This window comes from Streptomyces sp. NPDC042002, from assembly GCF_055588305.1.
In genome coordinates this window covers 216,229-230,197 of sequence record NZ_JBVJCT010000009.1, presented here as the reverse complement: position 1 = coordinate 230,197, position 13,969 = coordinate 216,229, and the positions used below count along the sequence as shown (strand labels likewise).

Here is a 13,969-nt window from a genome sequence, read left to right as displayed (position 1 = left end):
GGGTCCCGCCTCCGGTCCCCGGTCGTCCCACCCGCAGATTTCCCCGTTCACCCCAAGACGGGGCAGCTCCACCCATAAGGAAAGGCACTTTTCGTGCGTAACACCGCCAAGATCACCACCGCCGTCCTCGCCGCCGGAGCCCTCACCCTCGGGCTCAGCGCCTGCGGCTCCGGCAAGGACTCCGCCTCCGACACCAGCGGGCCGCTCGTCGTCGCGGCCAGCCCGGTCCCGCACGCCGAGATCCTCGAGTTCATCAAGGACCACCTGGCGAAGAAGGCCGGCCTGGACCTGGAGGTCAAGGAGTTCACCGACTACGTCACGCCGAACACGGCGACCGAGGACGGGTCCGTGGGCGCCAACTACTTTCAGAACCAGCCGTACCTCGACGACTTCAACAAGAAGAACGGCACCCACATCGTGCCCGTCGTCACGGTGCACCTGGAGCCGCTCGGCCTCTACTCCCACAAGGTGAAGAGCGTCGACGCCCTGAAGAGCGGTGCGACGGTCGCCGTCCCGAACGACACGGTCAACGAGGCCCGCGCGCTCAAGCTGCTCGCCGCCAACGGGATCATCACGCTCAAGGACGGGGCGGGCAACAGCGCGACGCCCAAGGACATAGCGAAGAACCCGAAGAACCTCAAGTTCAAGGAGCTGGAGGCGGCCCAGACCCCGCGCTCCCTGGACGACGTCGACGCCGCGGTGATCAACGGCAACTACGCCATCGAGGACCACCTCAAGCCCGCCAAGGACGCCCTCGTCCTGGAGTCGGCGACGAACAACCCGTACGGCAACTTCCTCGCCGTCAAGAAGGGCAACGAGGACGACCCGCGCGTGAAGAAGCTCGCGAAGCTCCTCACCTCGCCCGAGGTCAAGAAGTTCATCGAGGACAAGTACGCCGGCTCCGTCATCCCGTCGTTCAAGTAGACCGGGGATCCGGCCACTTAGGGCCGACAGCCTCTCTCGTCACCGCACGGGGTCCACTCCATTACCCGGAGTGGACCCCGTTGTGCCGTTCAGTGGTTTCATGCTGCATGCTGGGCAGTTCAGCGGACCCGACGGTACATCAGGTCCGAAGTCCCCGACGGTTACGGAGCGTCGCATGACGAGCACCTTCCCCGACATCTCCATCAGCACGGAGCGGTTGGTCCTGCGTGCGCTCGACGAGGACGACGTGCCCGCGCTGACCGAGATGATGAACGACGAGATGGTGGCGGCCTGGACGTCGATCCCGCAACCGTTCACCCAGGACGGTGCCCGCGGCTGGATCCGCGACTACGCGCCCACGGAACGCACGGAGGGGCGCGGACTCGACCTCGCCGTCACCGAGTTCCTCACCCAGCGCCTGGTCGGCGTCATCCAGCTCGGCAAGACGAACTGGCGGGTCCGCTCGACCGAGCTCTCCTACATCATCGCCCCCTGGGCGCGCGGCGAGGGCTACGCGTCCGAAGCCGCGCTCGCCACCGCCCGATGGCTCTTCCGCGACCAGAAGTTCGAGCGCATCGAACTGCGCACGGCCGCGGGCAACACCGCCTCGCAGCAGGTCGCCCAGAAGATCGGCTGCATCAGCGAGGGCGTTCTGCGCAACGCCTGCATAGCGCGCACCCGGACCGAGGACGGCGCCTGGGTCGACCTGCGCACCGACTTCATCGTGTGGAGCCTGGTGCCGGAGGACCTCGACGGCATGGGCGGGCGCCTCGCCGACACCGGCGGCTTCACCTCGTTCAACGACTGGAACTGAGCGGACCGGGCAGGCGTACGGCATTCCGCGCGCCGTTCTCGCATACGTACGGGAACGGTCGTGGTGAGTCATGTACGGCCGCGTCGAGTCGTATGGGCGCACGGGAGTCGGGTCACCGGACCCGGCGGCCCCGGACCGGACGGGTGATCCGCGCACGGCGGGACCGCTCCCGCGCCACGCCGACCGGCACGGCGCCGCCGGGCCGCACCAGGTACCCTCACGAAGCCCGCCCGGGCTGCACCTGACGACCTGCGAAGACCTTCTGGAGACTGACGACGATGGCCGACCGGGTCACGGTGATCGGCTGGGACGGCTCGCCGATGACCGTCGCGGCGCGCTCCGCTCTCGGTGCCGCCACGCTGGTGGCCGGCGCGGCCCACCATCTCGCGCTCCCCGAAGTGCCCGAGGGCGCCGAGCGCGTCAGGCTCGGCAGCGTCGCCCTCGCCGCCCGCCGGATCGCCGGCCACCGGGGCACCGCCGTCGTCTTCGCCGACGGGGACCCCGGATTCTTCGGTGTCGTACGCACCCTGCGCGCGCCCGAGTTCGGCCTGGAGGTCGAAGTCGTGCCCGCCGTCTCCGCGGTGGCCGCCGCCTTCGCCCGTGCCGGAATGCCCTGGGACGACGCACAAGTGGTGGTCGCACACAGTCGTACCTTGCGACGCGCGGTGAATGTATGCCGAGCCCACACCAAAGTGGCTGTCCTCACCTCACCGGGCGCCGGACCCGCCGAACTCGGGCTGCTTCTCGAAGGAGTGCACCGCACCTTCGTCATCTGTGAGGAACTCGGCACCACCCGGGAACGGGTCACGATCCTGACCTCCGACAAGGCGGCCGACCACACCTGGCGCGACCCGAACGTCGTGATCGTCATCGGCGGCTTCGTGGCCGCGGCCGAGGGGGGCGGCTGGATCGCCGGCCGGGAGCCCGGCAGCGGACCGCGCGGCTGGGCGCTGCCCGCCGGGGCGTACGGCGGCGCACTCGGCGAAGGCGAGACGGATCTGCTGCGCGCCGCCCAACTCGCCCGGCTGGGACCGCGCGTGGGCGACCTCGTCTGGGACATCGGCTCCGGCAGTGGCGCCTTCGCCGTCGAGGCCGCCCGCACCGGTGCCGCCGTCATCGCGGTCGACCGCAGTCCGGGTTCCTGCGCCCGCGCCGAGCACTCGGCCCGCCGTTACGGGGTCCAGATGCAGATCGTGCACGGCAGCGCCCCGCACGTCCTGGAGGACCTGCCCGAACCCGATGTCGTCCGCGTCGGCGGCGGGGGAGCGGCGGTCGTCTCCGCCGTCGCCGACCGCCGGCCGCAGCGGATCGTCGCGGACGCAGCCACCCGTGACGCCGCCGAACTCATCGGCCGCGATCTGACCGAGCACGGCTATGACGTCGAGTGCGCCCTCATCCAGTCCGTCGAACTCGATACACGGGCCTGGACGGAGAAGGAGCGGAGCGTCGCGTTCCTGCTCAGCGGCCGTTTGCCGGATCGCGCCCCGTGATCCTGTTGTCGTACTGCGCGCGGTAGGCTGGCCGATCGTTGTACCGCACCCGGGGGGTCGGCCTTTCGTGGGCCAATGTCCGGAAAACCCGCCCGTTTTGAGGCGTGTGTGGTACGGCAGAACCGGAGGACGCGCAACGTGGCGCAGTCCACAGCGGGTGCTCGCGGATCACGCTGTCGCGAGGGCGGGATGACCGGGACAATGCCAGTTAATGGCTTTGTCGTCTTTGTTGGCCGGTCGTACGTGCCGCTGGGCACGCACGCTCGTTCTTCACTGTGGGGCGGTCGGTGCGCCGTTCCGGGCGAGCTGGACTTTGGAGCACTAACCGATGGGCGAGGGGTACGCATGACCGACACCGGCCAGGTCCCGGGCGAGGGATTGCCGGAGAACGCAGGCATGGTGGAGCAGCCGGGCGTCACCACGCCGGGCGCGTACACCTTCCTCGACCCCTCCGAGAACCCCGTCGAGGACGACGACCTGCTTCTGATGCCGGGCGCGCCCGGTGCCCAGGGCGCCTGGGGCAACGAGGTGCCGCCGCCGGCCCCGATGCCCTTCACCGACGAGCCCGGTCCGCACGAGACGGACGGACGGGACAGCGGCGCGATCGACCTCGGCGCCGTCCGCGCGCCGGGTCCGGCGCCCGTCCCGCAGCCCGCGCCGCAGCCTGTGCCGCCGCGCCGTCCGCTGCACCTCGGCCCGCCCACACCGGACGGCTCCTCCAGCCCGGTGCGCTCGCTGGCCGACCGCGGACCCGCGGGCTCCCGCACCGGCTCCATGGCCAGCCCGGTCACTCCGGCGCGCCACGCCGGCCCGCCGACCGTGGGTCCCGAGTACTTGGACGTGCCCCAGCTCGGCGAGGCGCTCCCGCAGGGCGCGGTGGCGTGGGGGGCTCCGCCGATGGGCGGCCAGGCCACGGCAGCAGAAACGGTCGTCCCGGAGGCGGGACGGCTGCCCGGAGCCGCGGTGAGCGTTGCGGCCGGACCGGTCGCCGAGGTGCCGCAGGCCGCGGAGGCCGAGCAGGCGCCCGGTTTCGTGGCGGCGCCCTTCCTCCACGACCCGGCCCCGGCACCCGACGCCGCCGAGGCGCCGATGCCGGGGGCCGACGAGACGTCGCTCGACCTGGAGGACCAGGCGGACGGACAGGCTCCCGGGGCCGCGCCCGCCACGGACGGCTCGCCCGCCCCGCAGGTTCCCGACGCCCCGCGGTTCCCGGACGCCCCGCAGACCCTCGGCGCACCGGACACCTTCGACGCCGTGGCGCAGGCCGCCGGCGACGCGGAGACGGCCGAGCCCGAGGCCGCACCGGCACTGGTCCCCGAGGACGCCGGGCACGTCGTGCCCGCGCAGCACCTCGCCCCCGCCGAGGAGGACCTCGCCGCGCAGGTCCCGCCGCAGGTCGCCGACCAGGACATGTACGAAGCCGACCCGGCCGAGACCGGAGCCCACGCGGCAGGGTTCGCGGACCCCGCCGTCCACGTGCCGGAACCGGCGGTCCGATTCGCGGACGAGGCCTCCCTGCCGGGGACCGAGCAGTCCGTCGGCGCCGCGGCCCCGCACTCCTTCGAAGTCCCCGAGTCCGCGCTGTCGGCGCTCTCCGCGCGCTCGGCGGAAGCCTCGCTGGGCGGTCAGGGTGGCGCCCTCGAAGGGTTCCAGGCCCAGCAGTTCGAGGACCAGCAGTTCGAGGACCAGCAGTTCACGGACCAGCCCGCGTTCGCCGAGAACGGCGCCGCGCTCTCCGAGGACGCGGCCTTCTCCCACAACGGCGTCGCCTTCTCCGGGCCCGGCACCACCGAGGCCCCGCACGGCGTACCGGTGGGTGTGGCGGCGCACACGGAGGCCTCCCAGCCGGCCGCCGACCACTCCCTCGGCGACCAGCACTACGCGAGTGCCCTGGACGCCGCGGGCGCCCCCGGGTTCCCCGGCGCGCCCCTGCTGCCCGACGCCGACCAGAGCCTCGGCCAGTTCGTGCCCGTCGACGGCACGGTGCCGACGACTCCGCACCTGGCCCCCACCCCGCCGCACGCCATGACCGTGCCTCCGCTGCCCGTCGAGGAGCAGCCGCCGGTCCAGGAACCCGCGCCGGCCGCGGCCGTCATGGCGCCCGCCCCCGTCGAGGAGACCTCCGAGGCGGAGCCGGTCGCCCAGGCGCTCGTGCCCGCCCCCCGGGAAGCGGAGGCCGCGCCCGAGGCCGTGCCCGAGCCCGCCTCCGTACCGGAACCGTTCACCGCGGAGCCGGAACCCGTAGTCGCACAGCAAGCGGAGGACCTGCACACCCAGGTCGCCGACCAGGAAGAGAGCACGGCCGTGGTGGAAGACGTACGAGAGTCCACCGGTCCGGCGGCCCCCGGCTACGGCGACGCCGAGCGCGAGGCCGTCCTGCGCGTGATCCGCGAGCGCCGTGACATCCGCAACGGCTTCCGCAGCGACCCGATCCCGCACGACGTGCTGCTGCGTGTCCTGGAGGCCGCGCACACCGCGCCGTCCGTCGGCCACTCCCAGCCCTGGGACTTCGTCGTCATCCGTTCCGCCGACACCCGGCGCAGCATGCACGAACTCGCCCAGCGCCAGCGCGAGGCCTACGCCAAGTCGCTTCCCAAGGGCCGCGCGAAGCAGTTCAAGGAACTGAAGATCGAGGCCATCCTCGACACCCCCGTCAACATCGTCGTCACCGCCGACCCGACCCGGGGCGGCCGGCACACCCTGGGCCGGCACACCCAGCCGCAGATGGCCCCGTACTCCTCCGCCCTCGCGGTCGAGAACCTGTGGCTCGCGGCCCGCGCCGAGGGCCTCGGCGTCGGCTGGGTCAGCTTCTTCGACGAGCGGGAGATGGTCCGCGCGCTGGGCCTGCCCGACCACCTCGACGTGGTCGCCTACCTCTGCGTCGGATACGTCGACGAGTTCCCCGACGAGCCCGAGCTGATGCAGGCCGGCTGGTCCAAGCGCCGCCCCCTGTCCTGGGTCGTGCACGAGGAGACGTACGGCCGCCGTGCCCTGCCCGGCGAGGAGCCGCACGACCTGCTCGCCGAGACGGTCTCCAACATCCGCCCCCTGGACGCCAAGGCGCTCGGCGAGGCGTGGGAGCGCCAGAAGCGGATGACCAAGCCCGCGGGCGCCCTCGGCATGCTGGAGATCATCTCCGCGCAGTTGTCCGGCCTGTCCCGGATGTGCCCGCCGCCGATCCCGGAGCCCGCCGCCGTCGCGATCTTCGCGGGCGACCACGGTGTCCACGCGCAGGGCGTCACCCCCTGGCCGCAGGAGGTCACCGGGCAGATGGTGGCCAACTTCCTGGGCGGCGGCGCGGTCTGCAACGCGTTCGCCAACCAGGTCGGCGCCGAGGTCTGTGTCGTCGACGTGGGTGTCGCCTCCGACCTGCCGGCCACGCCGGGTCTGCTGCCGCGGAAGGTCCGCGCGGGCACCGCCGACATGACGACCGGTCCCGCCATGACCCGCGAAGAGGCCGTCGCGGCGCTGGAGGTGGGCATCGAGACGGCCCGCGACCTGGTGGCCGCGGGCAACAAGGCGCTGCTGACCGGTGAGATGGGCATCGCCAACACGACCGCGTCGGCGGCCCTGATCTCGGTCTTCACCGGCGCCGACCCCGCCGAGGTGACGGGCCGCGGCACCGGCATCAACGACGAGACCCTGGCCCGCAAGACCGAGGTCGTCCGCCGGGCCATCGACTTCCACCAGCCGGACCCGGCCGACCCGATCGGCGTTCTCGCGGCGATCGGCGGCCTCGAACACGCCGCCATGGTCGGCCTCCTCCTCGGCGGCGCGTCCCTGCGTACGCCGGTGATCCTGGACGGCGTCAGCGCCGGCGCCGCCGCACTCGTGGCCCGCGCCATCGCGCCCGAGGTCCTCGCCGCCTGCATCGCGGGTCACCGCAGCGCCGAACCCGGTCACGTGGCCGCCCTGAACAAGCTGGGCCTGCGCCCCCTGATCGACCTCGACCTGCGTCTCGGGGAGGGCACCGGCGCCCTCCTCGCGCTCCCCATCGTCCAGAGCGCGGCGCGAGCCATGCACGAGGTCGCGACGTTCGACTCGGCCGGGGTGACCGAGAAGTAGTCCGACGGCACGGGTGGGTGGGCAGGCGTCCGAGCTGCCCACCCGGCCCCGCCGTAGGCTGGACCCCTGTCGGGACTCCCACCGAAGAACCCCACGTCAGGGCCGCTCCACAGCCGCAGCGCGCCCACCGCACCGCCTGCCCGTACGAGGAGCCGCACCTCCATGGCCGAACACCCCGCCTACCCCGTAGGCCTCCGCCTCGCCGGCCGACGCGTCGTCGTCCTCGGCGGTGGCCAGGTGGCCCAGCGCCGGCTTCCCGCGCTCATCGCGGCGGGCGCGGACGTCCACCTCGTGTCTCCCGAGGCGACACCGTCCGTCGAGGCGATGGCGGACGCGGGTGAGATCACCTGGACGAGGCGCCCGTACGAGGAGGGCGACCTCGCCGACGCCTGGTACGCGCTGATCGCCACGAGCGACCCGCGGGCCAGTGCCGACGCCTCGGCCGAGGCCGAGCGCCACCGCGTCTGGTGCGTCCGCTCGGACGACGCCGACGCGGCGACCGCGTGGACCCCGGCCACCGGCCACAGCGAGGGCGTGACCGTCGCCGTCCTCACCACGAACGCCAAGGGTCGCGACCCCCGTCACACCGCCGCCATCCGCGACGCCGTGGTCGCGGGACTGCGCGACGGCACGCTCGTCGCGCCGCACCACCGCACCCGTACCCCCGGCGTCGCCCTGGTCGGCGGAGGTCCCGGCGACCCCGACCTGATCACGGTCCGCGGCCGCCGACTGCTCGCCGAGGCGGACGTGGTCATCGCCGACCGCCTCGGCCCCCGCGACCTGCTCGCCGAACTCCCGCCGCACGTCGAGGTGATCGACGCGGCGAAGATCCCGTACGGCCGGTTCATGGCCCAGGAGGCCATCAACAACGCGCTCATCGAGCACGCCAAGCAGGGCAAGTCCGTCGTCCGGCTGAAGGGCGGCGACCCGTTCGTCTTCGGCCGCGGCATGGAGGAGGCCCAGGCGCTCGCCGAGGCGGGCATCGCCTGCACGATCGTCCCCGGCATCTCCAGCTCCATCTCGGTGCCGGGCGCCGCGGGCATCCCGGTCACCCACCGGGGCGTCGCCCACGAGTTCACCGTGGTCAGCGGTCATGTCGCCCCCGACGACGAGCGCTCCCTCGTCGACTGGCCGGCCCTCGCCAAGCTGCGCGGCACCCTCGTCGTCCTCATGGGCGTCGACAAGATCGGCAGGATCGCCGACACGCTCGTGGCGCACGGCAAGCCGGCCGACACCCCCGTCGCCCTCGTCCAGGAGGGCACGACCGCGGCACAGCGCCGGGTCGACGCCACCCTGGCCACCGTCGCCGAGACCGTTCGTACCGAAGATGTGCGGCCGCCCGCGGTCATCGTCATCGGCGAGGTCGTGGACGTCGGCTCCGGACTTCCCGAGTAACCCCGGGTAACCCAACCCGTTCCCAGCCGTTGGCACCGCACCCAGGACAAGGCAGTATCACCCTGTGGCCGATCTCATCACCGTCGAGAACCCCGACGACCCGCGTCTGCGCGACTACACGGGCCTGACCGACGTGGAACTGCGCCGCAAGCGCGAACCCGCCGAGGGCCTGTTCATCGCCGAGGGCGAGAAGGTCATCAGACGGGCCAAGGACGCCGGGTACGAGATGCGTTCGATGCTCTTGTCCGCCAAGTGGGTCGACGTGATGCGCGACGTCATCGACGAACTCCCGGCACCCGTCTACGCGGTCAGCCCCGAGCTCGCCGAACAGGTCACCGGCTATCACGTGCACCGGGGCGCGCTCGCCTCGATGCAGCGCAAGCCGCTGCCGGCGGCGGACGAACTGCTGCGGTCCGCGCGCCGGGTCGTCGTCATGGAGTCGGTCAACGACCACACCAACATCGGCGCCATCTTCCGCTCCGCCGCGGCCCTCGGCATGGACGCCGTGCTGCTGTCCCCGGACTGCGCCGACCCCCTGTACCGCCGCTCGGTGAAGGTCTCGATGGGCGCGGTCTTCTCGGTCCCGTACGCCCGTCTCGACACCTGGCCCAAGGGCCTGGAATCGGTGCGCGACGCCGGGTTCAACCTGCTCGCCCTCACCCCGGACGAGAAGGCCAGATCCCTCGACGAGGCCGCCCCGCACCGGATGGACCGGGTCGCGCTGATGCTCGGCGCGGAGGGCGACGGTCTGTCCACCCGGGCCCTGATGGCGGCCGACGAATGGGTCCGCATCCCGATGGCCCACGGCGTCGACTCCCTGAACGTCGGCGCCGCGGCCGCGGTCGCCTTCTACGCGGTGGCGACGGGCCGCCCGGAGAGCTGAGGGTCACCCGCGGGACCGCCCGGGCTCCGGTCCGCCACCGGTTCTCCGGTGTCCTTACGGACCGTCACGTCCCCAGGCGCCCCTGAGCTCTCTGTTCCTGGTGTACGCCGCCGCGCGGGCCGTCGTCGAGCCCGCGGGACGGACCCTGGCACCCCTGGGCCGCGGCGATACCGAGCGCGACCAGCAGCGTCACCACCACGAACACGAAGAGCCGCTGGCGCAGCAGCCGCGGATTGGCGGGCCGCCTGCCGGTTCCGGTCGTGCGCGGACCCGGCCGCCCGGCGCCGCTGCGGGGCGCGGGCCGGTTCCCGGTGCGGCCGGTGTTGCGGACGGGCGCCGGTCGCGATCCCGACCGGGATCCGCCGTTCGTCCCGCCGGTGCGCGGCGGGGGAGTGGTACCCGGACGCCGCTGGGTGCGCTGCTCGGCGTACTGCTCGGCCAGGCGTCCCGTCGGCCGGTCCGGATCCGTGCGCGGCGCGGGCGGCCGCGCGTCCGTCATGCCGTGGGCCTCGCGGGCCGCGATCTCCTTGAGCCGCAAGGACAGTTGGAGGGTGCTGGGCCGCTCCTCGGGGTCCTTCGCCAGACAGGCCCGGACGAGCGGCGCGAGCGCGTCGGGAACCCCGTGCAGATGCGGCTCCTCGTGCACCACCCGGTAGAGCATCACTTCGGAACTGCCCTGTCCGAAGGGCGAGTCCTGGGTCGCCGCGTACGCGAGCGTGGCCCCGAGCGCGAACACGTCCGTGGCCGGGGTGACGGCGGCACCTCGCACCTGCTCCGGCGCCAGGAAGCCGGGGGACCCGACCGCGGTGCCGACGTGCGTGAGCGTGCTCGCCCCGGTCGCCCACGCGATGCCGAAGTCGATGATCCGCGGCCCCTTGGGGGACAGCAGGATGTTGGACGGCTTGAGGTCACGGTGGACCACCCCGGCCTCGTGCACCGCGACAAGACCCTCGGAGAGCGCGGCACCGACGGCGGCCACGTCGGCGGCCGACAGCGGCCCCCCCTCGGCGACCTTGTCGTGCAGAGAGGGGCCGGGCACGTACTGCGTGGCGAACCACGGCCGGTCCGCCTCCAGGTCGGCGGCGACGAGCCGGGCCGTGCAGCCGCCCCTGATCCGCCGTGCCGCCGAGACCTCCCGTGCGAACCGCGAACGGAACTCCTGATCCTCCGCCAGATCAGGCCGGATCACCTTCAGCGCGACCCGCTGGCCACGCCGGTCGGAGCCCAGGTAGACCACACCCATACCGCCCGCGCCGAGCCGTCGGTGAAGCCTGAACGAGCCGACGACACGCGGGTCCTCGCGCCTCAGGCGCATCATCGCCATGTCCATCCCCGCTGCCCGGTCCGTTTGACGAGCCACAGCTTACGTTTCCGCGGCCGGGTGCGCGCAGAGGCCGCGCCCTCTCGTCCCGATCGATTGTCAGTGCCGGGTGGGAAACTTGAGAGGTGGTCAGAGAGCGTGCGAACAGGGCCTCTTTGGGCTGCCTGTGATCCCAACCATCCATCGCAGAAGGGGGATTGAGCCCGTGAAGGGTGACCGCGTGGAGATAGTCGTGGACGCGGGGGACACGACGCGTACGTACGAGGTGGTGGCGAGCAGGGCGGGTCGCCGGGTGGAGACGGCGGTACGACGAGGTGTCGTTGAAGTGAGCGAAGTCACTCGAAACGGAACAGTGGTACGGACCGCCCGCTTCATGGCGACCCGGGTGCTCGCGCTCGTCGAGCAGCCGGTTCCCCGGGAGGACAGCTCGGAACAGTAGGGGCACAACGGGCGCCCTCTCCGGGAAGACCCTGAGACCTGGGTCCGCGTCTCCTCCCACGGTAGTACTCCGCAGGTCATCGCTCATCCTCCGGGAGGCCCGGCAATCGGTACGAGGGCATGACGACCCGATGTCGCCGTACGCCTAGATTTGAGGTCAAGCGGTGGGTGCAGCACTCGTCCCCCGAGGTCAGCACCCGCCGCTGCCAGGCACAACAGAACTCGGTCAGGAGAGGGACCATGGCCCACACGGCACCGCGGACAGAGCTCCGCGCGCAAGGGCGCAGGGCGTACATCGCCGCGTTCGGCACACGCCAGGGTCAGCGCCACCCCTTGGTGGCGACAGCGATGGTCCTTCCCCTGGCGGCCCTGCTCGTAGTCGTCTTCGGCGGCTGGGACGCGGTGGTCACACAGGCGTCGTCCGTGGGCGTGATGCTGGGGCGCTGAGCGGCGCCCCAGGCCCGGAAGAGCGGTCCGGGCGGGGACATCCGGCCATGAAACCCCGTGGGGACGGGGGTGCGGCGGACGGCACAAGATGCCCGCGCAGCTGGGGAGCTGCGCGGGCATCTTTTTGTGCCTGCCGCCTGCTGCCGGCCGGCAGCAGGCGGGGTGCGGGTCTCCAGGGGGGGCGGGAGCGTTACGGGGCCGGGGTCCAGAGGCTCCGCGTGTGCGTGCCGGGACGCCGAGCTGTCGGCGTGCCCGGTCCAGGGTTCCAGAACGTAGGGGGTGCCGGGGTCCAAGGGCGCCGGGGCCCAGAAGCCCAGGTTGCATCGCGGAGCCGGGATACCGGGGTGCCGGGGGCCCGCACCGGGCTGCGTACCCTCACGGCAGATGTCGTGCCGGCCCGTCGTACAGCTCAGGGGGAATCGTGACCGCTGACAGCCTGCTGTCCGCACTCGTCGCCGGGGTGCGTCGCGCGGCTCACCCGGCGACGGCTGTGCCCGGTCCCCGCGGCGCCTGCCCCTGCGGTGCCGAGGACGAGCTCCTCGCGGACCGGGACGACGGCACCGTGGTCCGCCACGGCGACCTCGTCGCCAAGGCCCACGCCCCGGACACGGACCCCGCCGCGCTCGGCCGCCGGCTCTCCGTGGCCGCGAACCTCCCCGGCATCCTCCTGCCGCCGCTGAACCCCACCCCCGCCGACCTCCTCGGCCGCCGGGTGACCCTCTGGCCGTACGGCGGTCCCGTCGACCCCGACACCCCCGACGCGGCTCCCTGGGAGGCGGCCGCGACCCTGCTGGCCCGCCTGCACCGGGCTCCCGCCCCGGCCGGGCTGCCGCCCATGCGGGGGCCCGTCAAGGCGGCCCGCGCGACGGCCCGGCTGCGCGCGGCCGGCCCGCGCCCCGCCGCCGGCCCGGTCCTGCGCGCCTGGGCGGCCCTGCCCGGCTGGGCGCGCGGCGAGGCCCCGATGCCGCACACCACGACCCTGTGCCACGGTGACCTGCACCTCGGCCAGCTCGTACGCCACCCCGCGCCGGACGGACCCTGGCTCCTCATCGACGTCGACGACCTGGGCGTCGGCGACCCGGCCTGGGACCTGGCCCGTCCGGCCGCCTGGTACGCCTGCGGGCTGCTGCCGACCGACGAGTGGCTCCGCTTCCTGACCGCCTACCGGGACGCGGGCGGCCCGGCCGTTCCGGCCGACGGCGATCCGTGGCCCGCCCTGGACGTCGCGGCCCGTGCCCTCACTGTGCAGACCGCGGCCCTGGCCGTCGCCAAGTCCGCCGCCGCGGAGCGGCCGTTGGACGAGGTGCAGCAGGCCGTGGTCGACGCCTGTGACCGAATGAGCGCGCTCCCGCCCGAGTTGACCCGAGGTTTCGCGACGTAAGGTGCAACCGACCGAAGCCGGGCAGTGTCTGTCCTGGCGAAAGCAGTACCGACCGGCGAGGAGTTGAGCCGAGCATGCAGTGTCCGAAATGCCATGCGCCGATGCACACGTACAACCGCAATGGCGTCCAGATCGAGCAGTGCAGCGGCTGCCGCGGGATATTTCTCGACTACGGCGAGCTGGAGGCACTGACCCGCGTGGAGTCGCAGTGGTCCCAGCCCGCGCCGCCCCCGAGCGTCCCGCAGGCCTACCCGTCCGCCCCGGCGCCCGCCTGGGGCGCCCCGCAGCACGGCGGCCACGGTGGTCACGGCGGTCATGGTGGTCACTACGGCGGCCACGACAGCCACCACCGGCACAAGAGCTTCGGCCACATGCTCTTCTCGTCCTGAACGACCGGAGGGGCCCCTCCCGAGCGGAGGGGCCCCTCCGGCGTGTCCTGACAGCAGGCGGCGGACACGGCCCACCGCGCCCGGGACACGACGAAGCCCCCGGCCGTACGAGACGGTCGGGGGCTTTGCTGGTGCGCGATACTGGGATTGAACCAGTGACCTCTTCCGTGTCAGGGAAGCGCTCTCCCGCTGAGCTAATCGCGCGGGTCACGCGGCCGGAGCCACGCTTGCTGCTGGTGCTGCGTGCGCGATACTGGGATTGAACCAGTGACCTCTTCCGTGTCAGGGAAGCGCTCTCCCGCTGAGCTAATCGCGCGGGGATCCTCGCGGATCGGGTCCTTGCGGACCAGTGGACGATACTGGGATTGAACCAGTGACCTCTTCCGTGTCAGGGAAGCGCTCTCCCGCTGAGCTAATCGTCC

General features: G+C 72.8%; 11 protein-coding genes and 3 tRNA genes. 10 read left to right on the top strand and 4 right to left on the bottom strand.

Features of this window, described 5'->3' with window-relative positions; translation table 11 throughout:
- The first annotated feature begins 93 nt into the window (after window positions 1-93).
- The 6 genes from ACZ6KY_RS16910 (at window position 94) to ACZ6KY_RS16885 (ending at window position 9,571) form a co-directional block, all read left to right on the top strand.
- Window positions 94-924, top strand: coding sequence for a MetQ/NlpA family ABC transporter substrate-binding protein (locus ACZ6KY_RS16910; protein ID WP_469311044.1), 831 nt, complete (start codon window positions 94-96; stop codon window positions 922-924).
- Window positions 925-1,099: 175 nt separating this feature from the next.
- Window positions 1,100-1,738: a GNAT family N-acetyltransferase gene (locus ACZ6KY_RS16905; protein WP_469311043.1), complete on the top strand. Its 639-nt coding sequence runs from the start codon at window positions 1,100-1,102 to the stop codon at window positions 1,736-1,738.
- A 278-nt stretch (window positions 1,739-2,016) separates the two neighbouring features.
- Window positions 2,017-3,228 carry a precorrin-6y C5,15-methyltransferase (decarboxylating) subunit CbiE gene (cbiE, locus tag ACZ6KY_RS16900; protein ID WP_469311042.1) on the top strand — a complete coding sequence of 404 codons (1,212 nt, stop codon included), beginning with the start codon at window positions 2,017-2,019 and terminating at the stop codon, window positions 3,226-3,228.
- 345 nt (window positions 3,229-3,573) lie between these two features.
- Window positions 3,574-7,293, top strand: coding sequence for a nicotinate-nucleotide--dimethylbenzimidazole phosphoribosyltransferase (gene cobT, locus ACZ6KY_RS16895; RefSeq protein WP_469311041.1), 3,720 nt, complete (start codon window positions 3,574-3,576; stop codon window positions 7,291-7,293).
- Window positions 7,294-7,455: 162 nt separating this feature from the next.
- Window positions 7,456-8,688 (top strand): uroporphyrinogen-III C-methyltransferase, encoded by a 1,233-nt coding sequence (cobA, locus tag ACZ6KY_RS16890; RefSeq protein WP_469311040.1) that lies wholly within the window; start codon window positions 7,456-7,458, stop codon window positions 8,686-8,688.
- Between the two features lie 64 nt (window positions 8,689-8,752).
- Window positions 8,753-9,571: a TrmH family RNA methyltransferase gene (locus ACZ6KY_RS16885; RefSeq protein ID WP_469311039.1), complete on the top strand. Its 819-nt coding sequence runs from the start codon at window positions 8,753-8,755 to the stop codon at window positions 9,569-9,571.
- A gap of 64 nt (window positions 9,572-9,635) precedes the next feature.
- Here ACZ6KY_RS16885 and ACZ6KY_RS16880 read toward each other — a convergent pair whose 3' ends face one another.
- On the bottom strand, window positions 9,636-10,901 hold the full coding sequence (locus tag ACZ6KY_RS16880) for a serine/threonine-protein kinase (protein WP_469311091.1): 1,266 nt from the start codon (window positions 10,899-10,901) through the stop codon (window positions 9,636-9,638).
- Window positions 10,902-11,097: 196 nt separating this feature from the next.
- Between ACZ6KY_RS16880 and ACZ6KY_RS16875 the strand changes: the two genes are divergently transcribed.
- The 4 genes from ACZ6KY_RS16875 to ACZ6KY_RS16860 all read left to right on the top strand — a co-directional run bounded on the left by ACZ6KY_RS16875 (window position 11,098) and on the right by ACZ6KY_RS16860 (window position 13,547).
- Window positions 11,098-11,331, top strand: coding sequence for a hypothetical protein (locus ACZ6KY_RS16875; RefSeq protein ID WP_261702819.1), 234 nt, complete (start codon window positions 11,098-11,100; stop codon window positions 11,329-11,331).
- A gap of 239 nt (window positions 11,332-11,570) precedes the next feature.
- On the top strand, window positions 11,571-11,777 hold the full coding sequence (locus ACZ6KY_RS16870) for a hypothetical protein (protein ID WP_469311038.1): 207 nt from the start codon (window positions 11,571-11,573) through the stop codon (window positions 11,775-11,777).
- A gap of 421 nt (window positions 11,778-12,198) precedes the next feature.
- Window positions 12,199-13,158 carry a phosphotransferase family protein gene (locus ACZ6KY_RS16865; protein ID WP_469311037.1) on the top strand — a complete coding sequence of 320 codons (960 nt, stop codon included), beginning with the start codon at window positions 12,199-12,201 and terminating at the stop codon, window positions 13,156-13,158.
- A gap of 74 nt (window positions 13,159-13,232) precedes the next feature.
- On the top strand, window positions 13,233-13,547 hold the full coding sequence (locus tag ACZ6KY_RS16860) for a TFIIB-type zinc ribbon-containing protein (protein ID WP_469311036.1): 315 nt from the start codon (window positions 13,233-13,235) through the stop codon (window positions 13,545-13,547).
- 129 nt (window positions 13,548-13,676) lie between these two features.
- On the opposite strand, the gene ACZ6KY_RS16855 is transcribed toward ACZ6KY_RS16860, so the two are convergent.
- The 3 genes from ACZ6KY_RS16855 to ACZ6KY_RS16845 all read right to left on the bottom strand — a co-directional run bounded on the left by ACZ6KY_RS16855 (window position 13,677) and on the right by ACZ6KY_RS16845 (window position 13,969).
- Window positions 13,677-13,751 (bottom strand) — tRNA-Val (locus ACZ6KY_RS16855).
- A 40-nt stretch (window positions 13,752-13,791) separates the two neighbouring features.
- A tRNA-Val gene (locus ACZ6KY_RS16850) sits at window positions 13,792-13,863 on the bottom strand.
- 34 nt (window positions 13,864-13,897) lie between these two features.
- Window positions 13,898-13,969, bottom strand: a tRNA-Val gene (locus ACZ6KY_RS16845).